The sequence below is a fragment of the Nocardioides sp. Z22_16 genome (assembly GCF_058134365.1).
The window spans coordinates 64,541-87,905 of record NZ_JBYTTI010000006.1; the positions used below are offsets into that span (position 1 = coordinate 64,541).

The 23,365-nt window shown below is 71.6% G+C and carries 25 protein-coding genes and 2 tRNA genes; 16 read left to right on the forward strand and 11 right to left on the reverse strand.

Features of this window, described 5'->3' with window-relative positions; translation table 11 throughout:
- Positions 1-7 precede the first annotated feature (7 nt).
- From dusB to AC3X7R_RS18505, 3 genes are all read left to right on the forward strand, one after another.
- Positions 8-1,156, forward strand: coding sequence for a tRNA dihydrouridine synthase DusB (gene dusB / locus AC3X7R_RS18495; protein WP_489967161.1), 1,149 nt, complete (start codon positions 8-10; stop codon positions 1,154-1,156).
- 198 nt (positions 1,157-1,354) lie between these two features.
- Positions 1,355-2,260 (forward strand): VldE C-terminal domain-containing protein, encoded by a 906-nt coding sequence (locus AC3X7R_RS18500; protein ID WP_489967162.1) that lies wholly within the window; start codon positions 1,355-1,357, stop codon positions 2,258-2,260.
- A gap of 28 nt (positions 2,261-2,288) precedes the next feature.
- Positions 2,289-3,551: a deoxyguanosinetriphosphate triphosphohydrolase gene (locus AC3X7R_RS18505; protein ID WP_489967186.1), complete on the forward strand. Its 1,263-nt coding sequence runs from the start codon at positions 2,289-2,291 to the stop codon at positions 3,549-3,551.
- Between the two features lie 12 nt (positions 3,552-3,563).
- Here the strand turns inward: AC3X7R_RS18505 and AC3X7R_RS18510 are convergent, their stop codons facing one another.
- The 4 genes from AC3X7R_RS18510 to AC3X7R_RS18525 are packed head-to-tail and all read right to left on the reverse strand — an operon-like array spanning position 3,564 to position 5,602.
- Positions 3,564-3,893: a hypothetical protein gene (locus tag AC3X7R_RS18510; RefSeq protein ID WP_489967163.1), complete on the reverse strand. Its 330-nt coding sequence runs from the start codon at positions 3,891-3,893 to the stop codon at positions 3,564-3,566.
- A gap of 20 nt (positions 3,894-3,913) precedes the next feature.
- Positions 3,914-4,954 (reverse strand): YihY/virulence factor BrkB family protein, encoded by a 1,041-nt coding sequence (locus tag AC3X7R_RS18515; protein ID WP_489967164.1) that lies wholly within the window; start codon positions 4,952-4,954, stop codon positions 3,914-3,916.
- Positions 4,951-5,172: a DUF3618 domain-containing protein gene (locus tag AC3X7R_RS18520; protein WP_489967165.1), complete on the reverse strand. Its 222-nt coding sequence runs from the start codon at positions 5,170-5,172 to the stop codon at positions 4,951-4,953. The genes AC3X7R_RS18515 and AC3X7R_RS18520 overlap by 4 nt, the downstream gene beginning before the upstream one ends.
- Positions 5,165-5,602 carry a phage holin family protein gene (locus tag AC3X7R_RS18525; RefSeq protein WP_489967166.1) on the reverse strand — a complete coding sequence of 146 codons (438 nt, stop codon included), beginning with the start codon at positions 5,600-5,602 and terminating at the stop codon, positions 5,165-5,167. Before AC3X7R_RS18525 ends, AC3X7R_RS18520 begins: the two co-directional genes overlap by 8 nt.
- A gap of 51 nt (positions 5,603-5,653) precedes the next feature.
- Between AC3X7R_RS18525 and dnaG the strand changes: the two genes are divergently transcribed.
- The 3 genes from dnaG to AC3X7R_RS18540 all read left to right on the forward strand — a co-directional run bounded on the left by dnaG (position 5,654) and on the right by AC3X7R_RS18540 (position 8,253).
- On the forward strand, positions 5,654-7,570 hold the full coding sequence (dnaG, locus tag AC3X7R_RS18530; RefSeq protein WP_489967167.1) for a DNA primase: 1,917 nt from the start codon (positions 5,654-5,656) through the stop codon (positions 7,568-7,570).
- A gap of 4 nt (positions 7,571-7,574) precedes the next feature.
- The gene (locus AC3X7R_RS18535) at positions 7,575-8,105 is read left to right on the forward strand and encodes a hypothetical protein (protein ID WP_489967168.1); all 531 of its coding nucleotides are present in this window, start codon (positions 7,575-7,577) and stop codon (positions 8,103-8,105) included.
- Between the two features lie 75 nt (positions 8,106-8,180).
- Positions 8,181-8,253 (forward strand) — tRNA-Asn (locus AC3X7R_RS18540).
- 68 nt (positions 8,254-8,321) lie between these two features.
- Here AC3X7R_RS18540 and AC3X7R_RS18545 read toward each other — a convergent pair.
- A complete protein-coding gene (locus tag AC3X7R_RS18545) occupies positions 8,322-9,185 on the reverse strand; it encodes an SCO6745 family protein (RefSeq protein WP_489967169.1) in 864 nt (287 codons plus the stop codon).
- 8 nt (positions 9,186-9,193) lie between these two features.
- A complete protein-coding gene (locus tag AC3X7R_RS18550) occupies positions 9,194-9,592 on the reverse strand; it encodes a nuclear transport factor 2 family protein (RefSeq protein WP_489967170.1) in 399 nt (132 codons plus the stop codon).
- Positions 9,593-9,975: 383 nt separating this feature from the next.
- On the opposite strand from AC3X7R_RS18550, the gene AC3X7R_RS18555 reads away from it, so the two are divergent.
- The 7 genes from AC3X7R_RS18555 to AC3X7R_RS18585 are packed head-to-tail and all read left to right on the forward strand — an operon-like array spanning position 9,976 to position 16,158.
- Positions 9,976-11,847, forward strand: a complete 1,872-nt coding sequence (locus AC3X7R_RS18555; protein ID WP_489967171.1) for a CotH kinase family protein — start codon at positions 9,976-9,978, stop codon at positions 11,845-11,847.
- 51 nt (positions 11,848-11,898) lie between these two features.
- A complete protein-coding gene (locus AC3X7R_RS18560) occupies positions 11,899-12,384 on the forward strand; it encodes a hypothetical protein (protein ID WP_489967172.1) in 486 nt (161 codons plus the stop codon).
- On the forward strand, positions 12,381-13,334 hold the full coding sequence (locus tag AC3X7R_RS18565; RefSeq protein ID WP_489967173.1) for an ABC transporter ATP-binding protein: 954 nt from the start codon (positions 12,381-12,383) through the stop codon (positions 13,332-13,334). The genes AC3X7R_RS18560 and AC3X7R_RS18565 overlap by 4 nt, the downstream gene beginning before the upstream one ends.
- A complete protein-coding gene (locus tag AC3X7R_RS18570; RefSeq protein WP_489967174.1) occupies positions 13,331-14,218 on the forward strand; it encodes an ABC transporter permease in 888 nt (295 codons plus the stop codon). The genes AC3X7R_RS18565 and AC3X7R_RS18570 overlap by 4 nt, the downstream gene beginning before the upstream one ends.
- Entirely contained in the window at positions 14,215-15,135 is a 921-nt protein-coding gene (locus AC3X7R_RS18575; protein ID WP_489967175.1) for an ABC transporter ATP-binding protein, read from the forward strand. Before AC3X7R_RS18570 ends, AC3X7R_RS18575 begins: the two co-directional genes overlap by 4 nt.
- Positions 15,132-15,839, forward strand: coding sequence for an ABC transporter permease (locus AC3X7R_RS18580; RefSeq protein ID WP_489967176.1), 708 nt, complete (start codon positions 15,132-15,134; stop codon positions 15,837-15,839). The genes AC3X7R_RS18575 and AC3X7R_RS18580 overlap by 4 nt, the downstream gene beginning before the upstream one ends.
- 43 nt (positions 15,840-15,882) lie before the next feature.
- A complete protein-coding gene (locus AC3X7R_RS18585) occupies positions 15,883-16,158 on the forward strand; it encodes a hypothetical protein (RefSeq protein ID WP_489967177.1) in 276 nt (91 codons plus the stop codon).
- Positions 16,159-16,174: 16 nt separating this feature from the next.
- On the opposite strand, the gene AC3X7R_RS18590 is transcribed toward AC3X7R_RS18585, so the two are convergent.
- A complete protein-coding gene (locus AC3X7R_RS18590) occupies positions 16,175-16,915 on the reverse strand; it encodes a PIG-L deacetylase family protein (protein ID WP_489967178.1) in 741 nt (246 codons plus the stop codon).
- 29 nt (positions 16,916-16,944) lie between these two features.
- Between AC3X7R_RS18590 and AC3X7R_RS18595 the strand changes: the two genes are divergently transcribed.
- Positions 16,945-17,021 (forward strand) — tRNA-Ile (locus AC3X7R_RS18595).
- Between the two features lie 63 nt (positions 17,022-17,084).
- The gene (locus AC3X7R_RS18600) at positions 17,085-17,963 is read left to right on the forward strand and encodes an FkbM family methyltransferase (protein ID WP_489967179.1); all 879 of its coding nucleotides are present in this window, start codon (positions 17,085-17,087) and stop codon (positions 17,961-17,963) included.
- Positions 17,964-18,012: 49 nt separating this feature from the next.
- Here the strand turns inward: AC3X7R_RS18600 and AC3X7R_RS18605 are convergent, their stop codons facing one another.
- The 4 genes from AC3X7R_RS18605 to AC3X7R_RS18620 form a co-directional block, all read right to left on the reverse strand.
- The gene (locus AC3X7R_RS18605; RefSeq protein WP_489967180.1) at positions 18,013-18,627 is read right to left on the reverse strand and encodes a DUF3618 domain-containing protein; all 615 of its coding nucleotides are present in this window, start codon (positions 18,625-18,627) and stop codon (positions 18,013-18,015) included.
- On the reverse strand, positions 18,603-19,055 hold the full coding sequence (locus tag AC3X7R_RS18610; RefSeq protein ID WP_489967181.1) for a phage holin family protein: 453 nt from the start codon (positions 19,053-19,055) through the stop codon (positions 18,603-18,605). Before AC3X7R_RS18610 ends, AC3X7R_RS18605 begins: the two co-directional genes overlap by 25 nt.
- On the reverse strand, positions 19,052-19,876 hold the full coding sequence (locus AC3X7R_RS18615) for a hypothetical protein (protein ID WP_489967182.1): 825 nt from the start codon (positions 19,874-19,876) through the stop codon (positions 19,052-19,054). The genes AC3X7R_RS18610 and AC3X7R_RS18615 overlap by 4 nt, the downstream gene beginning before the upstream one ends.
- Positions 19,877-20,027: 151 nt before the next feature.
- On the reverse strand, positions 20,028-21,467 hold the full coding sequence (locus AC3X7R_RS18620; protein WP_489967183.1) for a serine/threonine-protein kinase: 1,440 nt from the start codon (positions 21,465-21,467) through the stop codon (positions 20,028-20,030).
- 93 nt (positions 21,468-21,560) lie between these two features.
- Here AC3X7R_RS18620 and tyrS point away from each other — a divergent pair, with 93 nt between their 5' ends.
- The gene (gene tyrS, locus AC3X7R_RS18625) at positions 21,561-22,826 is read left to right on the forward strand and encodes a tyrosine--tRNA ligase (RefSeq protein WP_489967184.1); all 1,266 of its coding nucleotides are present in this window, start codon (positions 21,561-21,563) and stop codon (positions 22,824-22,826) included.
- The last annotated feature ends 539 nt before the right edge of the window (positions 22,827-23,365 follow it).

The window sequence follows — 23,365 nt, forward strand, 5'->3', positions numbered from 1 at the left end:
TGCGGTGGTGTCCTCCCGCGCCCTTCCCGCCCAGCTCGACCTCGGCGGCCTCAGCATCGAGACCCCGGTGGTGCTCGCGCCGATGGCCGGGATCACCAACGCCGCCTACCGCCGGCTCTGCGCCGAGCAGGGGGCCGGCCTCTACGTCTGCGAGATGATCACCTCGCGCGGGCTGGTGGAGCGTGACGAGACCACGCTCAAGATGCTGGTCTTCGACGAGCTGGAGTCGGTGCGCTCGGTCCAGCTCTACGGCACCGACCCCGGCTATGTCGGCAAGGCGGCCGAGATCCTGTGTGCCGACTACGGGGTGCACCACGTCGATCTCAACTTCGGCTGTCCGGTGCCGAAGGTGACGCGCAAGGGCGGTGGGGGCGCCCTCCCCTGGAAGCGTGGCCTGCTGGCCGAGATCCTCGAGGCGGCGGTGGCCGCCGCCGCACCGTACGGCGTGCCCGTGACGATGAAGACGCGCAAGGGCCTCGACGAGGACCACCTCACCTACCTCGACGCCGGTCGGATCGCGCAGGAGACCGGGGTGGCCGCGATCGCGCTCCACGGGCGCACGGTCGAGCAGGCGTACTCCGGCGCCGCGGACTGGGACGCCATCGCCCGGCTGGTCGAGCACGTGGACATCCCCGTCCTGGGCAACGGCGACATCTGGGAGGCGGCGGACGCCGTGCGGATGGTGCGCGAGACCGGCGCGGCCGGGGTGGTCGTCGGCCGCGGCTGCCTGGGTCGTCCGTGGCTCTTCAGGGACCTCGCCGCCGCCTTCTCCGAGTCCCCGGTCGAGACCACCCTGCCCACCCTCGGTGAGGTGCGGACGATGATGCGCCGCCATGCCGAGCTGCTCAGCCAGCACATGGGCGAGGAGCGCGGCTGCAAGGAGTTCCGCAAGCACGTCAGCTGGTACCTCAAGGGCTTCCGGGCCGGGGGACCGCTGCGGCACTCGCTGGCCCTGGTCGACTCCTTGGCCGCTCTCGACGGCCTGCTGGCCGAGCTGGACCCCGACGAGCGCTTCCCGGTCTCCGAGCTGGGGTCCCCGCGGGGTCGCCAGGGGTCGCCTCGCAAGCGGGTCGTCCTTCCCGAGGGCTGGCTCGACGACACCGACGGCCGGGGCGGCCACGTCCGCGAGGACGCCAACGAGGTCACGGGCGGCTGAGACCCGCTCCGTCGCGCGGCCCCGTACCCGCCTGGACAGGTCCGTCGTCCGGATAGCGGAGGGTGAGGGGGGACACCCTGAGACGGGCAGTTGAAATGTCTAGATCTGTCCGCCAGTGTGCTTGACTCATCGACCGCGCCGCCCGTGCACGACCTGCACAACGGCACGACCTGTCAGCAACTGCAAAGGATCGACGCTGTGGCACAGCACCGCCACAAGCGGGAAACCAATGCCCGCACCCCCTTGGCTCGAGCCGCTCTCTTCGCGGCGCCGGTGGCCTTCCTGACGACCGCCTCCGCCGTCACCCTCGGCGTCGTGTCGCAGGATCCGGCCCCCTCCCGCGACCTGCTCGCCAGCACGTCGATCGGTGACGTGGCAGAGCTCCCGGAGCGTTCCGCGCCGGTGACCCGCAGCCGCTCCCGCACCGACGACGGGCAGCAGGCCGAGAAGGCCGCCAAGAAGGCGGCGCGGAAGAAGGCGCGGGCCAAGCAGGCGCGCCTGGCCCGGCAGCGCCAGCTCCGGGTGACGGCCCTGGCCGTCAAGGGGGCCGACACCCGGTTGTGGACCACCGAGGCGCTCAACCTCTGGACCTCGGCCTCGGCCTCCGCCGAGAAGACCGGTGTCCTCGACGCCGCCGAGCGGGTCCTGGTCACGGGCCGTGAGCAGGAGGGCAGGGTCGAGGTCGTCGTCGGAGGCGAGTCACGCTGGGTCACCGCGGGCTACCTCGACGAGGAGAAGCCGCTGGCCGGCATCGACGGCGACTGCACCAACGGCACCTCGGTGCCGGCCGGTGTGGACCCCGACATCACCAAGGTCCACCAGGCCGTCTGTGCCCGGTTCCCGCAGATCAGCTCCTACGGCACCTTCCGCAGCGACGGGGAGCACGGCCAGGGACGCGCGGTGGACGTGATGGTGAGCGGCTCCCTCGGCTGGGAGATCGCGGAGTACCTGCGCGAGAACTACGTCGCGCTCGGCATCGAGTACCTCATCTACTCGCAGAAGATCTGGTCGGTGGACCGGGGTGGTGAAGGCTGGCGGTCGATGTCCGACCGCGGGTCCAGCACCGCCAACCACTACGACCACGTGCACGTCACGGTCTACTGACGTCGGCAACCGGTAGCGTCGGCTCGTGATGGAGCACCTCTACGACGACGCCGCCCGCGAGCGCCTCGTTCCCGAACCGCCCAAACGCGTCGACGCACCCGTCCGCATGGCTTTCGAGCGCGACCGCGCCCGGGTGGTGCACGCGGCGGCGAGCCGCCGGCTCGCGGCGAAGACCCAGGTGATGGGTCCCCAGACCGACGACTTCGTGCGCAACCGCCTCACCCACAGTCTCGAGGTCGCCCAGGTGGCCCGCGACCTGGCCAAGGCGCTCGGCTGTCACCCCGATCTCGCGGAGACCGCCGCGCTGGCGCACGACCTGGGCCACCCGCCGTTCGGGCACAACGGCGAGCGGGTGCTGGCGGAGCTGAGCCAGGAGTGCGGCGGCTTCGAGGGGAACGCACAGACCCTGCGGCTCCTCACCCGCCTGGAGGCCAAGACGTTCGACGCCGAAGGCTCCAGCGTCGGCCTCAACCTGACGCGAGCCACTCTCGACGCCTGTACGAAGTACCCCTGGACCAGGGAGTCCGCTCAGCCTCCGGCGGGCGTGCACGGCGACGGGACGCCCCGGGTGGTCGTCAAGTTCGGCGTCTACGCGGACGACCTGGAGGTCTTCGAGTGGATGCGCCGCGGGGCGTCCGGCACCCGCCAGTGCCTCGAGGCCCAGGTGATGGACCTGGCCGACGACGTCGCCTACTCGGTGCACGACGTGGAGGACGGAGTGGTCGCGGGCCGGATCGACCTGACCCGCCTGGACCGGGAGGCGCTCTGGGAGACGGTGCGCGACTGGTACACCCCTGACGCCTCGGACGACCTCCTCGACGACGTGCTCGGGGGCCTGCGGGCCCAGGAGAGCTGGCCCACCGCCGCCTACGACCACAGTCGCCGCGGCCTGGCCTCGCTGAAGAACCTCACCAGCGACCTGATCGGCCGGTTCTGCGGCAGCGTCCAGCAGGCCACGTTCGCGACCTCCGGGGGCCCGTTCGTGCGGTACGACGGGGCGCTGGTGGTACCGGAGCGCACCCGTCTGGAGATCGCCGTGCTGAAGGGGATCGCCGCCCACTACGTGATGAGCGCCGACGACCGGGTGGCCCTGATGGTCAGGCAGCGCGAGCTGATGGCCGAGCTCGTCGAGACTCTGCTGGCCCGTGGGCCTGACGCACTCGACCGCCCCTTCGCCGAGGACTGGGAAGGGGCGGCCGACGAGGCGGGTCGCCTCAGGGTGGTCATCGACCAGGTGGCGTCGTTGACCGACTCGAGCGCGGTCTCGCGGCTCGCCACGCTGTCCGGCTGAGCCGGGGAGTGCTCAGGGCAGGTCCCCCTTGGGGTAGGGGTCGTCCTGGCGCGCGGTGCTCTCGGGATTGAGCTGGCCGACCAGGTCGTCCTTGGCGGACTCCTTGCCGCCGTTGGGGCGGACCTTGTCGGCGGCGGCCCCGGCGACCCCCGAGACCTTCTCCTTCACCAGCGGGGCCTTCTCCTTGGCCAGGTCGGCCGCCTGGTGCGCCCCGGCCTGGACCTTGGGGCTGGACTTGACGGTGTTGAAGCCGGAGCGGATCTGCTCGTAGCGCTCCCTCCCGGCCTTCGCTCCGAACACGTAGCCGACGCCGGCCGCCAGCAGCAGCATGGACTTCTTCATCACTTTTCCACCTTTCGTTGTCAGTCTGATGACCGGTGCCTGGTGCCCGGCTCGGTGTGGGGGTCGGTGTGGGGGTCCTCGCCCGAGGCGATCCGGATGGCTCGGCCCTCCTCGATCTGCTTCTGCTCCTTGGCCGCAGCCTTGTCGACGTTGCGGTGGTCGCGCAGCGGCAGCTGCAGGTCGACCTCGGCCGGCACGCCCTCCTCCAGCTCGCGGCCCCGCTCGAGCTCCGAGTCGATCTCGGCCCCCAGGAGAAGCGCGAGATTCATGATCCAGAGGAAGAGCAGGGCGATGATGACGCCGGCCAGGGAGCCGTAGGTCTTGTTGTAGCTGGCGAAGTTGGCGACGTAGAAGGAGAAGCCCACCGAGGCCAGGACGCCGACCACCACCGCGACCACGGCCCCGGGCGAGAGCCACTTGATCTTGGGCTGCTTCACGTTGGGCGTGAAGTAGTAGAGGAGGGCGATCAGGGCCATCACGATCACCGCGAGGGCCGGCCACTTGGCGATGTCCCACACGGTCACGGCCGTGTCACCCAGGCCGATCACGTCGCCGATCGAACGGGCCAGGCCGCCGGAGACGACCAGCATGATCAGGACCAACGCCATCAGCACCAGGCAGACCGCGGTGAGCAGCAGCATCTGCGGGCGCAGCTTCCAGATCGGCCGTCCCTCGTCGATCTCGTAGATCCGGTTCATCGCCCGCGAGAAGGCACCCACGTAGCCCGAGGCCGTCCACAGGGCGCCGGCCAGACCCGCGACCAGGGCGAGCCCGGCGCCCTGCGAGGTGGCAAGGTCACGCAAGGTCGGCTCCACCGAGCCCAGCATGCTGTCCGAGACGAGGGGGGCGAGCACCTCGAGCAGCGTGTCCACCGACTGCTGCGGGTCCTGTCCGACCACCCCGAGCAGGGCGGTCAGGGCGATGGCGGCGGGAAAGATCGACAGCACCGCGTAGTAGGTGAGGGCCGCGGCGAGGTCGGTGCACTGGTCGTCGGAGAACTCGCGGAGCACGCGTTTGCCGACGTACTTGAGGGAGCGCCCGTCGAGCTTCTTGAGGCTCACCGGCGACGCCGCCAGACGATGAGCGCCACCAGGGTCACCAGGACGGCCCCCGCGACGGCGAGGTGCTGCGGCTCGACCCGCTCACGCACCTGCCTCTTCACGTCCAGCCGCGTCCCCAGCTCGTCCAGGGTGCGGGCGAGCTCGCGCCGCTTCCTCTCGATCTCGGCCTCGAGCTCGTCCTGGGAGGGCGAGTCGGTCGTGCCGTCGTGTTCAGCCATGGTGTCCTCCCTTGACCGTCTCGATGTCCTCCTTGAGCCCGCCCAGCGCCCTCTCGGGCTTGGCGGGGGTGGCCCCGGCCACCTTCTTCTTGCCGGCCAGTGCGGCGACGCCCGCGGCGATGAAGAGCACGGCCGCGACGATCAGGGCTGCGGCCCACGTGGGCAGCACCAGGGCCAGGGCGGCGGTCGCCGCGGTCAGCAGGGCGGCCAGCCCGAAGAAGCCGAGCAGGCCGGCGGCGCTGAACATCCCGAGGCCGATCCCGGCCTGCTTGCCCTTGGCGGTCATCTCGGCCTGCGCCAGGCGGAGCTCGGAGCGGATGAGGTCCGGGACCTGTTGGGTGAGGTCGTGCACGAGTGCCCCGAGGGTCGGCTCGGGCTGCTGCCCGGGTGCGCTCGCCCCCTGGGGTCGGGGGGTCTGCGGAGTGGTCATGAGCCCCCCGTGCCCGGGCCCCAACGGGGTCAAACCCCGTAGACTCCGCCCGTGGCCGGCAGGATTCGAGAAGACGACATCGCGCAGGTGCGCGAGAAGGCTCGGATCGACGACGTCGTCGCCTCCTACGTCACCCTCCGCAAGGCCGGTGGCGGATCGCTCAAGGGACTCTGCCCCTTCCACGACGAGAAGTCGCCCTCCTTCCACGTCACCCCCTCGCGGGGGTTCTTCCACTGCTTCGGCTGCCAGGAGGGTGGCGACGTCATCAGCTTCCTGATGAAGGTCGACGGGCTGGGCTTCTCCGAGGCCGTCGAGCAGCTCGCCGACAAGTACGGCGTCCAGCTGCGCCGCGAGGACGGCGAGAGTCCCGTCCAGCGGCCGCGCGGTCCGGCTCGGGGGCGCCTGCTCGAGGCGCACCGGATCACCCAGGAGTTCTACGCCGACCAGCTCTCTCGCCCCGAGGCGCTGGCGGCGCGCCAGTTCCTCTCCCAGCGCGGGTTCGACCAGGCGGCGGCGGAGCTCTTCGGGGTGGGCTTCTCGCCACGGGGCGGGGAGGAGCTGACCACCCTGCTGCGCCAGCGCGGCTTCTCCGAGGAGGAGATGACGGTCTCCGGCCTGGTGGCGGTGGGCCGGTCGGCCTACGACCGGTTCCGCGGGCGCCTGATGTGGCCCATCCGCGAGGCGAACGGCGACACCATCGGCTTCGGCGCTCGCCGGATCTTCGACGACGACCGGATCGAGGCGAAGTACCTCAACACCTCCGAGACCCCGATCTACAAGAAGAGCCAGGTCCTCTACGGCCTCGACCTGGCCCGCCGCGAGATCGCGCGCAGCTCCCAGGCCGTGGTCGTGGAGGGCTACACCGACGTGATGGCCTGCCACCTCGCGGGCGTCGGGACCGCGGTCGCCACCTGTGGCACGGCGTTCGGTGACGAGCACGCCCGGGTGCTGCGGCGGTTCCTGCACGACCACGAGGAGTTCCGCGGCGAGGTGATCTTCACCTTCGACGGCGACGCGGCCGGTCAGAAGGCCGCGCTGCGCGCCTTCGGCGGCGACCAGAACTTCGTCTCCCAGACCTACGTCGCGGTGGAGCCCTCGGGCATGGACCCCTGCGACCTGCGCCTCAAGGAGGGGGACGCCGCGGTCCGCGAGCTCGTCGCCCGCCGCCAGCCGCTCTACCGCTTCGTGCTCGGCAACATCACCTCCCGCTACGACCTGGACCGGGCGGACGGCAGGGTCGACGCGCTCCGTGAGGCGGCCGGCCTGGTCTCGAGCATCCGGGACCGGTCGAAGGTCGAGGCCTTTACCCGGGAGCTCTCCTCGATGATCGGGATCGACGTCGACGAGGCGCGCGCCGAGGTGCGCCGGGCGACGGCCCGCGGCCGTCCCGACGAGCGGCGTGGTGACCGGCGTGGTGACCGGCGTGGTGACGCCAGGGCGCACGGGGAAGCGGCCGGAGGTCCGCCGGCACGCCCCCGTCAGGACCTGCCGGACCTGAGGGACCCCCGCTTCTCCATCGAGCGGGAGACCCTCAAGCTGGTGCTGCAGCATCCGTCGGCGGTCGGCCGCGCCGTCACCGGCATCGGCGCCGAGGACTTCAGCCACCCCACCTACCGCCACGTCTGGGAGGCCATCGTGGGTGCCGGGGGAGCTGCGCAGGGCGCCACGGACCCCGGATGGGCGGCCCGGCTGCGGGGGACGGTCGAGAACCCGCTCGTCTCCTCGGCGATCAGCGAGCTCGGCGTCGAGCCCGTCCGCTCGGCGGGCGAGCCGGGGGAGTCCTACGTGAATGCCCACGTCTACCGGCTGCGGGAGCTGACCGCCATGCGTCGGATCGCCGACCTCAAGTCCCGGCTGCAGCGGACCAACCCCGTCGAGCACGCCACGGAGTACAACCGGATGTTCGGCGAGCTGGTGGCCCTGGAGCAGCACCGTCGCGAGCTGCGCGACAAGGCCGTGGGAGCCTGAGCCCGTGAAGCTCCCGACGAAGTTCTCCCTGCGCCGCCGCAAGCCCCCGGCCGAGCTCCCCGTCGCTCCCGGCGAGAAGGTGCTGGCCTGGTGCGTGGCCGCCGACGGACGGGTGCTCGCCGGCACCCGGGACGCGTTCTACCTCACCGACGCCGAGTCGCCGGGTCGTGCGCGCCGGGTCCCGTGGGAGCAGGTCGAGACGGCCGACTGGGACGGGGAGTCCGCCACCTTCCGGCTCACCGAGGTGGGGTCGTGGGGAGAGCCCCGCGCCTCCCACGAGCTCTCCCTGACCGAGCCGCAGCTGCTGGTCGAGCTCGTGCGCGAGCGGGTCACGGCCAGCGTCGTGCTGCAGCGGCACGTCCCGGTGGCGGGGCGACGCGGGGTCCGGGTGATCGCCCGGCGGGCTCCCGGGGGGCAGGAGCCGCTCCAGTGGGTCTACGAGTTCGACGAGGGGATCGACCCCGACGCCCCGGAGGTCAGGAGGGCCGCCCAGGACACCCTGGCTCGACTCCAGGCCGAGGTCGGGCTGGACTGAGCGGTGCGGGGGTCGGATTCGCCCGGCCCGGCTCTCCTTGCTAGTCTTCTCAGGCGCCGCTCGCAGAGCGGCCGATCCCCTGTAGCTCAACTGGCAGAGCATTCGACTGTTAATCGGAGGGTTGTTGGTTCGAGTCCAACCGGGGGAGCCGACGAAGGGCCCTCGACCTGCGGATGCAGGTCGGGGGCCCTTCTCCGTGCCCCGATCTCTTCGTGCTCAGGCGGGCTCCGGCTCTCGCCACAGCTGCTCGCGCAGCTTCCACGGCTGCGCCTCGCCGGCGTCCAGGATCATGCGCGCGAACGGTGCCATGGTGGTGTGGATCAGGACCCGCTCCTGCTCGCTCAGCACGCTCAGCGGTGCGGCGGCGAGTCGGTCGGTGGTCCGCTCCAGGGTGGCCTTGAGCTCGGTGCCCTCGGCCGTCGCGTGGTCGTTGTCGACGACCATGCCCCGGGCGACGAGCCGGTCGGTCGCCGCCCGCCAGGTCGCGTCGTCCCATCCGGTGTGGCGGTGGAGCATCTCCGCCGGCATGTAGCCATCGGCGCAGGCCAGGACGTGGCACTCCACCGGGTCGAGGCCGGCCGCGGTGGTGGCCGCCCAGTGTGAGTCCCCCCGGTGCTCACGCAGGATCGTGGTGGCGAGCCAGAGCTGCATGTGCGGTTCCTCGGGCCACGGCACGGCCAGGTGCCCGGCGGCCATGGGGTGCCCGCCCAGGTCGCAGGCTTGTGCCGCCCGCATCGCCGGCTCGGCCACCCGGCCCGTCTCCTCTAGTCGGTCGCCCAGCACGCGACGGAGCGTGGCGTCGGCCGCGGCCAGCCGCGCGGACAGGATGTCGGCAGGGTCCGCGCGTCGCCACACCTCGGGGACCGCCCGGGCGACGTACTCCGGTGCGAACCCGAAGGTCAGGGCGGCCGCGACCTCGGCGGAGACCGGTCCGAGGGCGCACAGCCTGGCACCGAAGTACTGGAGGTCCGGCCGGTCGAGGCCGAGCGCGCTCATCTGCTCGACGCCCTCGGCAGAGCGGTAGGAGAGCTGGTGGTAGGGCTCCATCATCCGCCACAGCTGGCGGGGGTGGGTGGTCATGGAGCGGCTCAGGAGAGCTCGGAGAGCAGGACGGACATCTTGGCGGTGTCCTTGTAGAACACGTCGATCTCGCTGATGCGATCGTCCTTGACCGAGTAGATCTCCACCATGGGCATGCGCACCGTGCGACCGGACCGCTTCGAGGTGAACACTCCCGTCATCGTCACCAGCACGCGGTCACCGGCCTGCACGGGCTCCCAGTCCTCGATCCCCAGCTCGGCGAGCTCGCCGATCTTGGCCTTGATCGCGTGGAAGCCCTCCACCCCGTGGTAGGTCCCCGGGTACGGGAGGTTCTCCGGTTCCTTGATGGCCAGCTCGGGGTGGAAGACCTGCCCGATACGGTCCTGGTCGTCCGCGTGGACGGCCGCCAGGAGCTCGTTGACGACGTCCAGGGGGTTCTGCGCCATGGTGTGCCTCTTTCTCGGTGCAGCGGGGTGCGAGGGGGTGCGAGGGTCCAGCGACGGTATGACGCACGTCACACCATGTCAACCAGCCGTTTGCTTGGTTAGTGCCTGGGTCACGCTTGGGAACGGGACGCCGCCGGGACGCCTGCGCGGTGGCCTGCGAGGCGGAGGCGCGTGCGGCGCACGAGGCACTTGCGCGCGTCGAGACGCGGGTGCAGTGTGTGCCTGGCCGCCTGCCCCCGACCGGGGCGGGCTCAGGGGAGGGCGACATGCTGAGTCAGGGAGCGGGACCGCTACGCCGTGTGGTCGGGGCCTTCATGGTCCTCGCGTTGGGGGTGCCGGCGGGGGCAGCAGCGTCTCCCGGCGGCGGAGGGGGTCCGCGTCCCGTGGCTGCCCCGGACGCGACGTGGGCCGTGCCCGCCCCGCCGCAGACCCTCGTCATCGACACCCGCGGCGGCGTGCCGGTGGTCAGCAAGGACGACTACGTCGAGGGCGCCCTGCAGCTGGCGGGCGCCTCGTACGACGTGGAGATCAAGGGGCGGGGCAACTCGACCTGGAAGTGGGACAAGAAGCCCTACAAGGTCAAGCTCTCCGCGCCCGCGAGCCTGCTCGGCATGCCGGCCCACGACGAGTGGGTGCTCCTCGCCGACTACGCGGACCGGAGCGCGCTCCGCAACCACCTGGCCTTCCAGCTCGGCCGACGCACCAGGCTGGCCTGGACCCCTGACACCAGGTTCGTCGACGTGGTCCTCAACGGCCGCCCCCAGGGTCTCTACCTCCTCACCGACCAGGTCGAGCAGTCGCCCGCGCGGGTGGCCCTGCCCGAGGGCGGGCACCTCCTCGAGGTGGACCAGAGGTTCCGAGCCAGCGGCGACCCCGGCTTCCGGACGCGTCGCCGCACCCCGATCTCCTTCAAGGACCCCGACGAGCTCGACCGGCGCGCCAGCCGAGCGGTGAAGAAGGCGGTCAACGCCTTCGAGGACGTCCTCTACGGCGACGACTTCGCGGACCCGGTGCGCGGCTACGCGCCGCTGGTCGACGTCGCCTCCTTCGTCGACTGGTACGTGGTGGAGGAGCTCTTCCGCAACCAGGACTCCAACTTCCACTCCAGCGTCTACGTGACGTGGACGCCGGGCGGTCTCGTCGGGCTCGGCCCGCTGTGGGACTTCGACCAGAGCGCGGGCACCAGGTGGAACGGCGCCACGACCCCCCAGGGCTGGCACACCCGTCGGGGCCGGCACTGGATCGCGCGGTTGATGGAGGACCCGGCGTTCTCCCGCCAGGTCAAGGCCCGGATCCTCGAGCTGCGTCCCGTGGTCGAGGAGCTCGTCTCCCAGGTTCCCGCGGCCGCCGAGGTCGTGCGGCCCTCGGCGGTGGCCGACTGGTCGCTGTGGCACACGACCGGTGCCGCCATCCCGGGAGCGGTACACGCCGAGGACCTCCAGGGTGAGGTCGACTTCCTCCGCCGATGGCTCTCCGAGAGGATCGCCTGGTTGAGCGCCCCCGAGGTCGCCTTCGACCGGGCCGCGGGGACAGTGACCGAGACCGAGCACGTGGAGGAGGTGCCGGTCCGCGTCCAGGGTGATGCCGGTCCCGTCACGGTCGAGTACGCCGTGGTCGGGGGATCCGCCACCCGCGACAAGGACTATCGCCTCACCGACGGCACGTTGCGGTTCGAGGCGGGGGAGACGCTCAAGACGATCCCGCTGACCGTCCTCGACGACGCGACGCCGGAGGGAGACGAGAAGGTGCACCTGGCGCTGCGCGCCTCCTCGGGCGCCCGGCTGGGTCACCCCCAGCGGCTCACGCTGGCCCTGGGCGCCAGCGACCAGCGTCCGGACGCCCAGCTCCGGGTCGGCCAGCGTGGCAGGTATGTCGGGGCGGGTGTGCAGGACGCCACCGGGCACAAGCAGACCGTCCGCACCACGGTGGGGCGCGGGGAGCGCCGTACGGTCGACGTCCGGGTCGCCAACCGGGAGAAGGTGGCGAGCACCTACCACCTGCGGGGACAGCGGGCCCGGCACGGGGTCGGGGTCCGGTGGTTCCAGGGGAGCACCGAGGTGACCAAGCGGATCCGCTCCTCGCGCGGCTGGCGGGTGCGCGTGGGTCCGGGACGTGCCGTCCGCCTCCGGGCAGTGGTGGCGGTCCGGTCGGGCGCGCGCCCCGGGGCCACCCGCACCGTCAGCCTCGAGACCGTCTGGCGGGGGGCGCCGACGGCGGTGGACACCGTGCGGATGGTGGTGCGCGTCGGGCGTTGACCACGTCGCAGTAGGCTCGCGTCACCACGCGGCGACGACGAGGGAGAGACGATGGACGGACTGGCTGCCCTTGGTTTCGTGGCGCTCTTCCTCCTCGGCCCGCCCTTCCTGATCGGGATCGCGGTCGGCTGGTTCGCCCGCGGGCGCAAGGAGAAGGCCTCCACCCACCTCGCTCTCCACGAGGCCCGGCGGCTCGACGTGCTCGTGGAGCAGATCCGGCACGACGCCTACGAGCACATGACCCTCGACTCCCGCCTGGCCCCGATCATCGTCGACACGATCCGCAGCAGCGACCTCGAGCGCCAGCGGACGACGGCGCGGTCCAAGGCCGTCCCCCTTCCGTACGGCCAAGCGCCGTACGGCCAGGCGCCGTACGGCCAGGCGCCGTACCAGGAGCCCTACGCCCAGACGCCGTACGGCAAGGCGCCCGACCCCGACCCGCTGAACCAGCCCGGGGTCCCGCCCGGTGAGTCCGGGCCGGGGGCTCGTGTCGCTCCGCCCTATCCGCCTTCGTCCGGGCGGACCGAGGACCAGTGACCCAGTCCCCGGAGCAGGTCGACGAGGGCGCTGCGACGGTCCGCGTCGACGGGCTGACCAAGCACTATGGGGCGGTGCGGGCGCTGGAGTCGCTCTCGGTCGAGATCGGGTCCGGGGTCACCGGCCTCGTCGGCGCCAACGGCGCCGGGAAGTCGACCCTGATCAAGATCCTGCTGGGTCTGGCGTCGCCGACCTCGGGGCGGGGGTGGGTCCTCGGCCACGACATCACGACCGAGGGGCGTGAGATCCGCGCTGCCGTGGGCTACCTGCCGGAGCACGACTGCCTGCCACCCGACGTCAGTGCGAGCGACTTCGTGGTCCACCTGGCGATGATGTCGGGTCTGCCCAGGGTCGCGGCCCGCGAGCGCGCCGCCGAGGTGCTGCGCCACGTCGGGCTCGCTGAGGAGCGCTACCGCCCGATGGGCGGCTACTCCACCGGGATGAAGCAGAAGGCGAAGCTGGCCCAGGCCTTGGTCCACGACCCCCGGCTGGTCCTGCTCGACGAGCCGACCAACGGCCTCGACCCCGCCGCCCGCGACGAGATGCTCGGCCTCGTCGAGCGGATCGGCAAGGACTTCGGCATCGCCGTGCTGGTCACCTCCCACCTGCTGGGGGAGCTGGAGCGGGTCAGCGACCACGTGGTGGTCCTCGACGGGGGGCGGCTCCTGAGGGCGTCGAGGACCGGTGACTTCCTGGACGCGACCGGGTCGCTGCTCGTCGAGGTCCTCGGCGACGACGCGCAGCGTCGGATGGGGGAGGCGTTGGCCTCCCACGGGCTGGTGGTCCGCCCCCGGGGACAGCTGCTGGTGATCGAGGCGCCCCCCGGGCGTCCGGAGCTCCACGACCTCGTGCGCGACGTGGCGTGCGACCTGGGGGTCGGGCTGGTCCGGGTGCAGGCCGACCACCACCGGATCGAGGACGTCTTCGCCACGAGGGGTGTGGCGTCGTGACGGGCGGGACGGGGGAGACCCGCGGGGTGATCCACGACCTCGGCTACCGCCCCTACCGGGGGCCACGCCTGGGCGAGGGGGCGATCGCCAGGGCGCTGGTCGTGACGGGGCTGCGCAACGCCTTCGGCATCGGGCGCTCCGGGCGCTCCAAGGTGCTGCCGTTCGTGCTCCTCGCGCTCAACCTGCTGCCCGCGGTGGTGGTGGCGGGGATCCTGGTCTTCGTCGGGCTCGAGGAGCTGCCGATCGGCTACGCCGCCTACGCGTCCACCACCCAGGTGCTGCTCGGCATCTTCGTGGCGGCTCAGGCACCGGTCCTCTTCTCCCGCGACCTGCGGCACGGCAGCATCACCCTCTACCTGGCACGGCCGCTCCGGGCGAGCACCTATGCGCTGGCCCGCGCCGGCTCGATGCTGGCCGCGACCCTGATCTTCCTCCTGCTGCCCGTCCTCGTGCTCTACGTCGTGGCGCTGCTGGGCGAGCTCGACTTCGTGGACCAGACGAGGGACGCCGGGCTGGCGGTGATCCTGGCTCTGCTCCTGGCGCTCTCGCTGACCACGGTCTCCTCGCTGATCGCAGCCTGCTCGACCCGACGGGGCTTCGCGGTCGTCGGCACGATCGCGGTGTTGCTGGTCGGCAACGGTCTGGTCAGCGCGGTCCAGGGCGTCGCGTCGGTCGAGGGCGCGGACCGGGTGGGAGAGGTGGCGGGACTCCTCTCGCCGTACTCGCTCTACCGCGGCCTCCTCAACGCCTGGGTGGAGGGCGGGGGAGTGACCCCTCCGGGCAGCACCGCCATGGAGGTGCTCTATGTCGTGGTGCTCGGCGGGTCCTCGATCGCCCTGCTGGCTGCGCTCGTCGCCCGGTACCGGAAGGTGGCGGGTTCATGAGCACGATCACCCTGGAGGGGGTCTCGCGCTGGTTCGGCAACGTCGTCGCGGTCAACGGCGTCACGATGTCGATCGGGCCCGGGATCACCGGTCTCCTCGGCCCCAACGGTGCCGGGAAGACCACCTTGATCGCGATGATGGCCGGCTTCCTCTCCCCGTCGGCCGGGCAGGTGAGCCTGGACGGCGACCCCATCTGGCGCAACACCGACGTCTACCGGAACCTGGGGCTGGTCCCCGAGCGCGAGCTGAGCTTCGGCTACCTCACCGGACGCCAGTTCGTCCGCGCCAACGCCGAGCTGCACGCTCTCGCCGACCCGGGCGCCGCCACCGAGCGGGCCCTGGCGACCGTCGAGATGGTGGAGCCGGCCTCCCGTCGCGTGGACACCTACTCCAAGGGCATGCGGCAGCGGGTCAAGCTCGCCTCGGCCCTGGTGCACGACCCGGCCGTGCTCCTCCTGGACGAGCCGTTCAACGGGGTGGATCCCCGGCAGCGCATGCACCTGATGACGCTGCTGCGCCGGATGGGGGAGGAAGGGCGCACCGTGCTCTTCAGCTCCCACATCCTGGAGGAGGTGGAGCAGGTGGCACGCCAGATCGAGGTCGTCGTCTCCGGGCGGCACGCCGCGTCCGGCGACTTCGGCCAGATCCGCCGCCTGATGACCGACCGCCCGGTCCGCTACGTCGTGGTCAGCGACCAGGACCGGGCGCTGGCCAGCGCCCTGATCGCGGAGGACTCGGTGGTGGCCGTCTCGATGCGTCCGCGGGGTGGGCTCGACGTCGCGGTCTCCGACTTCGGGACGTTCGCCGTCCGGCTGCCCGTCCTGGCGCGGGAGCGCGACGTGCGCATCCGCGAGCTGGCGCCCACCGACGACTCGCTCGAGAGCGTCTTCGCCTACCTGGTGGGGGGCCGCCCGTGAACCGCACCATCGCCCGTCTCTCGGTGCACGCGCTCCTCGGGCGGCGCCGCGGGGTCGTCCTCCTGGCCGTCCCGGCAGTGCTGCTGGTCCTCTCCGCCGTGATCAGGCTGCTGACGAGCGAGGGGGTGGGGCACGAGGCGGTTCTCAACCTCGGCTACACGCTGGCACTGCCGCTGATCGCACTCCTGGCTGCGACGGCGGTGCTCGGCCCGGAGATGGACGACGGTTCGCTGGTCTACCTGTTGGCCAAGCCGGTCAACCGCCACGTGGTGGCGTTCAGCAAGTTCGTGGTGGCCTGGGCGGGTGCCCTCGCCCTCGGGGCTCTTCCCCTGATGCTGTGCAGCCTGGTACTCGACACCTCCGACCCCCGGCTCGCAGTCGCCTGGGGGGTCGGCGGGGCCGTCGCGGCCACCGCCTACACGGGTCTCTTCCTCGGACTGGCGGCGCTCACCAGGCACGCGGTCGTCGTCGGCCTGCTGGTCGTGCTGCTGTGGGAGGGCCTGCTGGGCAACCTCTTCACCGGGATCCGGTGGGTCTCGCTCGGCGCGTGGGGACGCGACGTCGCCCACTCCATCAGCAGCGGCCTCTGGTCCCCGGAGGTCGGTCTCCCCTACGCCCTCGGCGCGGCCGCGGTGGTGGCCCTCGGCTCCGTCTGGTTCGCCGGCGACCGCCTCCGCTCCTTCACCCTCCGCGGGGACGAGTAGCGGCCGACGGCGCACCTCGTTCGAACACATGTTCTAATAAGACATGGCGCGCGGTGGATACGGAACGGGCAGCGGCATCCCGCTGCGCGACCGGGTGCGGGCCGGGGAGGCGGCGCCCGCGGCGGGCTCCCCGGCGCGGCACTGCTGGGTGACGGTGCCGGTGGACGGTCCCCAGCCACGCCCCGGCCTCCTCCTGGAGTGGCGGCAGGTCGAGCGTGGCCGCTGGGAGGGGAGGGTCGTCTACGTGGCCGAGCTGCGGCCGCAGCGGTGGTCCCTGGTCGAGGAGTGGGTCGCCGCCGAGCTCCTGGCGCCGCCCTGAGCTGGTCGTGTCCGGCTCAGTCGCCCCAGCCCATCGGGAAGACCTCGAAGGGGGCGGCGTACGTGACCCCCAGTGACTGGCCGGTGGCGCGGGCCATCCCCTCGAGGAATTCCCGGGCGTCCCAGTCCGCCCACCCGAGGCCCTCGATGTACGCCGCGTGCGCCTCCAGCGAGGCGACGCCGGCGTCGAAGGTCGAGGTGGTGTCGACCGCGTGGGTGGCCTGGGGCGACCCGAAGGCCCAGACCTCCCGGACGCCGCCCCACGGTTGAAGTCCCCCGGACACCTGCTCGGGGAAGACCCAGCGGTTGCCAGCGTCCCGCACGGCGTCGAGCACCGCTCGCCCGGTGGCGATGTGGTCGGCCTGGTTGAGGTTGCGGCCACCCCAGGTCTCGCGGAAGTTGCCGGTGAGCACGATCTCGGGACGATGCCGTCGGACCGCCGCCGCGATCTCCCGCCGCAGGCCCACGCCGTACTCGAGGACTCCGTCCGGCAGCCCCAGGAAGTCGACGGTCTCCACGCCCACGAGGCGGGCGGACTCCACCTGCTCGGCCTCCCGCACCGCCTGGCACTGCTCCGGTGGGAGGGAGTCGATGCCGGCCTCCCCGCTGGTGACCATGCAGTAGACGACCCGTTTCCCCTGGCCGGTCCAGCGGGCCACCGCAGCGGCGGCGCCGAACTCCAGGTCGTCAGGATGTGCCACCACGCACAGCATGCGGTCCCAGTCCTCGTTCAAGGGGCTCAGCTCAGGACGCTCCATCGTTCGAGGATAGGCTCTGCCGCGCACGAGGGGCGGTAGCTCAGCCGGTCAGAGCAGAGGACTCATAATCCTTGGGTCGTGGGTTCGAGCCCCACCCGCCCCACCAGACACCGCGTCCGAGGTGGCGAAAGTGATGAGCGACACTGCCTGCCTGTGCTAGAAACAGGCCATGTCGCTCCCCGTCACCGCGCATGCCTATGCACGGCTCCGCCACACCCTCGCGCCGCTGGGTCCCACGCTGAGTCGTTTCGGGGCACTGCGCCGGGTGGTTCGTCGCCTCGACGGCGCCGTGATGCCGGGTGATGAGCAGCGGATCGAGACCAACGCCGGGTGGCCGATGTGGGTCAACCCCGGCGACCGGGCGGTGGCCCGCGCGCTGATCGCGACCGGGGAGTGGCAGCCCGTCGAGACCCGGCTCATCACCAGCCGGCTGGCCCCCGGTGGGGTCGCGGTCGACGTCGGCGCGAACATCGGCTGGGTCACCGGGCACATGGCCACGGCCGTCGGCGCCGGCGGGCGCGTCTTCTCGTTCGAGCCGGATCCCGTCAACTACTCCCTGCTCTCGAGGACGGTGGAGTCCAACGAGTGGACTCAGGTGCAGGTGCGCCGCGCCGCCTGCGGGGACGCCCCCGGGTCCTTGAGTCTCTTCCGGGACGCCGACAACTGGGGCAACCACGCCTTGGCCCTCGACGCGGAGCTCCACACCGCGGGTGCCTCGACGGTCGAGGTGGTGACCCTCAACGACGCCCTGCCCCCGCTCGCGCGGCTCGACCTGCTGAAGATCGACGTGCAGGGCTGGGAGCTTCAGGTCCTGCGAGGCGCCTCCCGGTTGCGGGAGCTGGGCCCCACCGTGGTGATCGAGTTCTTCCCCCGCGGTCTGCGCGCGGCCGGGACCGACCCGGCGGACCTCTGGGCGGAGCTGGAGACGTGGGGCCGGATCGAGGAGATCGACCACCGCAGTGGTGGGACCCGTGAGATCACGCTGGCCGAGGCCCTGGGTGACCCCGACGCCCCGAGCCACAACACCGATCTGATCATCACCCCCTGAGCCGGGCGGCAGCCCATGCTTCGCGCATGGGCTGCCGTGGCTGGGCGCGTCAGCTCCCGGGAGCCTCGTCCTTGACCGCCTGCGCCGAGGACTGACCCTGCTCCTTGACGTGCTCGACCGACCCCTGGGCCGTCGACCTGACCTCCTCGGCGGCCTGCTGGGCCGACTCCTTGAGGTTCTGTCCGACCTCCTGACCCACCGATCTGGCCTCGTCCATGAGGGGCTGACCGTGCTCCTTCGCCATGTCGGTGGCCTGCTGGGCGAGCTGAGCCTCCTTCTCGCTCGCGGGGATGAGCGCTGAGATCACCATCCCGGCACCGAAGGCCATCAGGCCTGCGGCCAGCGGGTTGCCGGTGGTCCTCGACTGCACCGAGCTCACCGTCCCCTGCGCGGTCCCGGCGACCGACTCACGGGCGCTGCTCATCGAGTCGCTCATCGTCCCTGCCATCGAGCCGCCGGAGCTCCCGCCCCCGAAGCTCGGAGCGGACCCCATCACCCTGTCCCGCAGGGAGCCGATCCGGCCCTTGACGGCCTCGGTGCGGCGCTCCACCACGCGCTGGGGACTCACCTTGTCGCCGAGCTCGTCCAGATCGCGTGACAACGCGACCCGGGTGCGCTCGATCTCGGCTTCCTTGACACTCAGCTCTTCTGTTCCTTCGCCCATTGGACGTCCTCCTTGAGACTCGCCTGCGTGTTGGGCAGGTCCGGATTGGCTTCCTTGATCTCCTGCTTGCCGCGCAGGGCGAGCGCGGCGGTGACGGCGGCCCAGACGAGGCCCACGATCAACGCCGCCAGCTCCGCCGGCATCCAGTTGTCGAGCAGGTGCACGAGTGCGAGGGAGAGGAAGATCAGCGTCAGGAGACCGGCGACGCCGGCTCCGCCGAGCATCCCCGCACCCTTGCCGAGCTTGGTGACCTCCTGCTTCAGCTCGGTGCGCGCCAGGTCCATCTCCTGCCGCACCAGCGCGCTCAGGTCCCGGCTGATGTCACCGACGATGTCGCCCAGGGATCTGGTGCCCTCCCCGGGCCCGGGCGCCCCCGCGGGCGGAGGCGCCGGGGTCGGCGTCGCGGCCGGCAGGTCGGGCTGAGTCATGGCCGGGCTCCCGGACCGCCGAAGTCGGAGTCGGGCACGGGCCCCGGAGAGGCGGCGGGCGGCGCCGTGGTGGGCTGCCCGAGCGTCTCACCGGAGCCGGGAGGTGCCGCGACCCCGGGGGAGCCGTACGTCGGCGCGTCGGCGCCTGGTGCCGTGCCGGTCGTGGAGCCGGCGACTCCGGTGGGCGTGCCACTGGAGTAGGCCGGGACGGTGGTGCCGAAGGCGGGGTCGGGTGAGGTCGTGGGCGCCGGCGCGCCGCCGGTGCTCGACCCGGTGCTCGTCCCGGTGCCGTCCTTGGCCGCCTTGGCTCCGCGGGCCATCCGGCCCGCAGCGACGCCGGCGACGAGGGCGCCGAGGAGGAAGGTGCCCGGCTTGCGTCGGGCGAAGCCGCGCACGTCCTCCAGCAGGTCCTGCGGTTCCTTGTCCTGCAGACGCGTCGAGAGGTCGCGTGCCCGCTGAGCCACCTCCTGGGCGACGTCGGCGGCGAGGCCGCCGCCCTGCTCGGCCATCGAGCCCAGGTCGTCGCCGAAGGTGCGCAGAGTCTCGGCAAGGCGGTCCTTCTGCGTCCGTGCCTGGTCATCCATCTGCGTGGTGGCGTCCGAGAAGAGCGTCATGAACTGGCTCTTCGCCTCCGCAGCCACCTGGCCGGCCTCGGACATCGCGGTGTCGGCGACCTGCTTGCCCTGCTCGCCGGCGGTGCCGGCCACGTTCTGTGCCTGTGCCTTGAGCCCGGAGCCCGACTCACTGGCTCCGGCCTCGGGATGATCACGGTCGCCCGCGCTGTCGAAGCCCGGGGAACCGGGGAACTGTCCTGTGGTCATGGTGCCTCCTAGGTGGGGAGTGATTCCGTACCCACCTGTGGAGGCGACACGCGCGAAGGGCCGGTACGCGTTCGTTCAGCGGCGCCCCCGCGTGACGGCGCTCGGACCACCGCGCCGCGTGCGCGGCGAACCCCTACCGCCGCGGGTGAGGTCAGGACTCGCCCGCCACCTGGAACCCGTCCCCGTCCGGCTCGAGCCTCAGGGTGACCGAGTCGCTGGTCCGCCCGCCGTTCTTGAGGGAGTACTCGACCGTGTAGCTCACCGTGAGCTGCGCAGGGTCCGCGAGGACCTCGACCACCTCGGCGTCCTCCACGGTCCGCCAGAACCGGTTGTACTGGCCGAAGCCCCCGCTCGCCTCCTGGAACTGGGGCGTCAGCTGCTGCCAGGTGGCACGAGGGTCGCTGGTGACGGTGTCCAGGTAGCCGGACACGAAGGCCTCCATCGCCCGCGGGTCCGGGGCTGCAGGTGCGCTCGAGGCGGGTGGGGAGGGCTCGGGAGACCGGCTCGGGGAGTCCGCGGGGGTCTTCGGGGCGCCCCCCGTGGGCGGAGCCGCGTCCACCTGGCTGTCGCGGAGTCCCATCCAGAAGCCGCCCACGACGAGGAAGAGCACGACGAGGCCGCCGGCAGCCCAGAGCAGGGGAGAGGTGTCGGTCCGGGTCCGCTCGCGCAGTCCTTCGAAGGCCGCCGCCCGGGCTGCGAGCGAGGGACGGGCGAGCGGCGGAAAGGCGGCCGTGTGCTCGGCCGGGACCGGGGCGGCCTGCCGTCCGCCGGCCGCCGGCACCGGGGCGGTCGGCTCCTCGGGTGCCGCCGGTTCGCGGAGCAGGAAGTCGCGGGCTTGTGGGGCCGTCCAGCGCTCCGCGGGGTCGGAGGTCATGGTGTGCTCCAGCAGCGGGGTGAGCCAGCCGGCGTCCTCCGGGCGCGGGGGCTCCTCGTGCACGATCTGGTAGAGCGCTCCCAGGACGTTGTCCCCGATGTCGTAGGGCGGACGCCCGGTCAGCGTGTGGAAGGCGGTGGCTCCCAAGGCCCACATGTCGCTGGCCGGTGTGGCGGAAGCACCGGAGGCCACCTCGGGCGAGAGGTAGGCGGGGGAGCCGGTGACCAGGCCGGTCTGGGTGAGGGAGGCGTCCGCCTCGGCTCGGGCGATCCCGAAGTCGGTGAGCTTGGCGAGGCCGTCCGGGGTCACCAGGATGTTCGACGGCTTCACGTCCCGGTGGACGATGCCTCGGGCGTGGGCTGCGGCCAGGGCGTCCGCCACCTGCCGCAGGACGGACGCGGCGGTCGCCCGGTCGAGCGGACCGTCGCGCCGGATCCTGGCCGCGAGGCTGTCCCCCTCGACGTGCTCCATCACCAGCCAGTGCTCGTCGCCCTCGGCGAAGAGGTCGAAGACGGCGACCACGTGGGGGTGGTTGAGCGCGGCGGCCAGCCGTGCCTCCCGTTCGGCGCGCTCAAGGTCGGGCGCCGAGCCGCCGGGGGAGGCGCCCACCCGCTTCATGGCCACGGGTCGCCCCAGAACGGTGTCGCGACCCAGCCAGACGGTCCCCATGCCGCCTCGGCCGATCTCTCGCTCCCTGACGTACTTGCTCGCACTCACCGGACCACCCTAGGTGGCGGCACGAACACCGAGCAGGTCTGGCAAGGTGGGTACACCGGCGTGCCGACGTCGGACGACCAGAAAGGGAGCCTCGTGCCGACCGACAACATCCTGGACGACCTCGAGTGGCGCGGTCTCATCGCGCACTCCACGGATCTCGACGCGTTGCGCGAGGTCCTGGCCCGGGGCAGCGTCCGGTTCTACGTCGGCTTCGACCCCACCGCGCCCAGCCTCCACATGGGCAACCTGGTCCAGATCCTCACCGCCCGCCGCCTCCAGCAGGCGGGTCACACGCCGTACGCGCTGGTCGGCGGCGCCACCGGGATGATCGGCGACCCCAAGGAGTCGGGGGAGCGCACCCTCAACTCGCTCGACACGGTGAAGCAGTGGGTCGAGCGGGTGCGCGGACAGATCGAGCCGTTCCTCGACTTCGACGGACCGAACGCCGCGACCATGGTCAACAACTACGACTGGACGGCGTCGCTCTCCACCATCGACTTCCTCCGTGACATCGGCAAGCACTTCCCGGTGAACCGGATGCTCGCGCGCGACGTGGTGAGGTCCCGGCTGGAGGCCGGGATCAGCTACACCGAGTTCAGCTACGTCCTCCTCCAGTCGATGGACTTCCTCAACCTGCACCGTGAGTACGGCGTCGTGCTCCAGTTCGGCGGGTCCGACCAATGGGGCAACCTCACCGGCGGCGTCGAGCTGATCCGGCGGGCCGAGGGGGGACGCGCCCACGCGTTCGCCACCCCGTTGGTCACCAAGACCGACGGCACCAAGTACGGCAAGACCGAGGGCGGCGCCCTGTGGCTCGACCCCACGATGATGTCCCCGTACGCGTTCCACCAGTTCTGGCTCAACGTCGAGGACGAGAAGGTCGGAGAGCTGCTGCGGATCTTCACCTTCCTCTCCCGCGAGGAGATCGAGGCGTTGGAGGAGCAGACGCGGGAGCAGCCCTACCTGCGCGCCGGGCAGAAGGCGTTGGCCGACCACGTCACCACCCTGGTCCACGGGGCCGCCGAGACGGAGGCGGCCAAGTCGGCCGCCCAGGCACTCTTCGGGGGCGGCGACCTCTCGACCCTCTCCGGCGACGCGCTGGGCAGCGCCCTCCGCGAGGCCGGCAGCGTGCAGGTGTCGCGCGGCGAGCTGCCCAGCGTGGTGGAGCTGCTCGTGCTCTCCGGGCTGACCAAGAGCAGGGGCGAGGCCAGGCGCACCATCGCCGAGGGCGGCGTCTACCTCAACAACGTGCGGGTCGAGGACGCCGAGCTGGTTCCCGGCCCGGAGCACCTCCTGGGCGACGCATGGCTGGTGCTGCGACGGGGCAAGAAGAAGGTCGCCGGCGTCGAAGTGCGCTGAAAAGCGCCTCTGACCTGGGCAAACGCGATTGTGCCCGCCGTCACAGCCGATTGATTTGCAAGGCCGTGGGAGTTCGCCTACTGTTTCACCTCGTTGCCCGGTGACGCCGGGGAGCAAGGCCGGTCAGGCCGGGCTCCCGATCCCGACAACCACCTCTCGCAAGACACCTCGGAAGAGGTCGACAAGAGCGCGCGACAGCGGCCTTGGAGATCCGACCCAGGCAGAATTGTCGAGAGAATGCAGAGAACAGGCCGGAATTGCTCCGGCGGGAAACGATCTGCTAAGTTTCACCAGCAGCTGAAAGCGGAGAACAAGCCGGAATTACTCCGGCGGGAAACGATCTGCTAAGTTTTACCAGCAGCTGAAAGCGGAGAACAGGCCGGAATTACTCCGGCGGGAAACGATCTGCTAAGCTTAAGCAGCACCGCTACCGAGGTCGAGAGGCCGAGGGGCGGGGGCGATTGATTCTTGAGAACTCAACAGTGTGTCATAGTCGACGAATTAGTTTGTTATGCCCCGTCAACATGATGTGGTTTGTC

Coding starts and splice junctions, on each gene's coding strand:
- AC3X7R_RS18505 (WP_489967186.1), top strand. CDS start 2,289: ATGGAGCACCTCTACGACGACGCCGCCCGCGAGCGCCTCGTTCCCGAA.
- AC3X7R_RS18510 (WP_489967163.1), bottom strand. CDS start 3,893: ATGAAGAAGTCCATGCTGCTGCTGGCGGCCGGCGTCGGCTACGTGTTC.
- AC3X7R_RS18520 (WP_489967165.1), bottom strand. CDS start 5,172: ATGGCTGAACACGACGGCACGACCGACTCGCCCTCCCAGGACGAGCTC.
- AC3X7R_RS18525 (WP_489967166.1), bottom strand. CDS start 5,602: ATGACCACTCCGCAGACCCCCCGACCCCAGGGGGCGAGCGCACCCGGG.
- AC3X7R_RS18545 (WP_489967169.1), bottom strand. CDS start 9,185: ATGACCACCCACCCCCGCCAGCTGTGGCGGATGATGGAGCCCTACCAC.
- AC3X7R_RS18550 (WP_489967170.1), bottom strand. CDS start 9,592: ATGGCGCAGAACCCCCTGGACGTCGTCAACGAGCTCCTGGCGGCCGTC.
- AC3X7R_RS18560 (WP_489967172.1), top strand. CDS start 11,899: ATGGACGGACTGGCTGCCCTTGGTTTCGTGGCGCTCTTCCTCCTCGGC.
- AC3X7R_RS18575 (WP_489967175.1), top strand. CDS start 14,215: ATGAGCACGATCACCCTGGAGGGGGTCTCGCGCTGGTTCGGCAACGTC.
- AC3X7R_RS18585 (WP_489967177.1), top strand. CDS start 15,883: ATGGCGCGCGGTGGATACGGAACGGGCAGCGGCATCCCGCTGCGCGAC.
- AC3X7R_RS18590 (WP_489967178.1), bottom strand. CDS start 16,915: ATGGAGCGTCCTGAGCTGAGCCCCTTGAACGAGGACTGGGACCGCATG.
- AC3X7R_RS18600 (WP_489967179.1), top strand. CDS start 17,085: ATGTCGCTCCCCGTCACCGCGCATGCCTATGCACGGCTCCGCCACACC.
- AC3X7R_RS18605 (WP_489967180.1), bottom strand. CDS start 18,627: ATGGGCGAAGGAACAGAAGAGCTGAGTGTCAAGGAAGCCGAGATCGAG.
- AC3X7R_RS18610 (WP_489967181.1), bottom strand. CDS start 19,055: ATGACTCAGCCCGACCTGCCGGCCGCGACGCCGACCCCGGCGCCTCCG.
- AC3X7R_RS18615 (WP_489967182.1), bottom strand. CDS start 19,876: ATGACCACAGGACAGTTCCCCGGTTCCCCGGGCTTCGACAGCGCGGGC.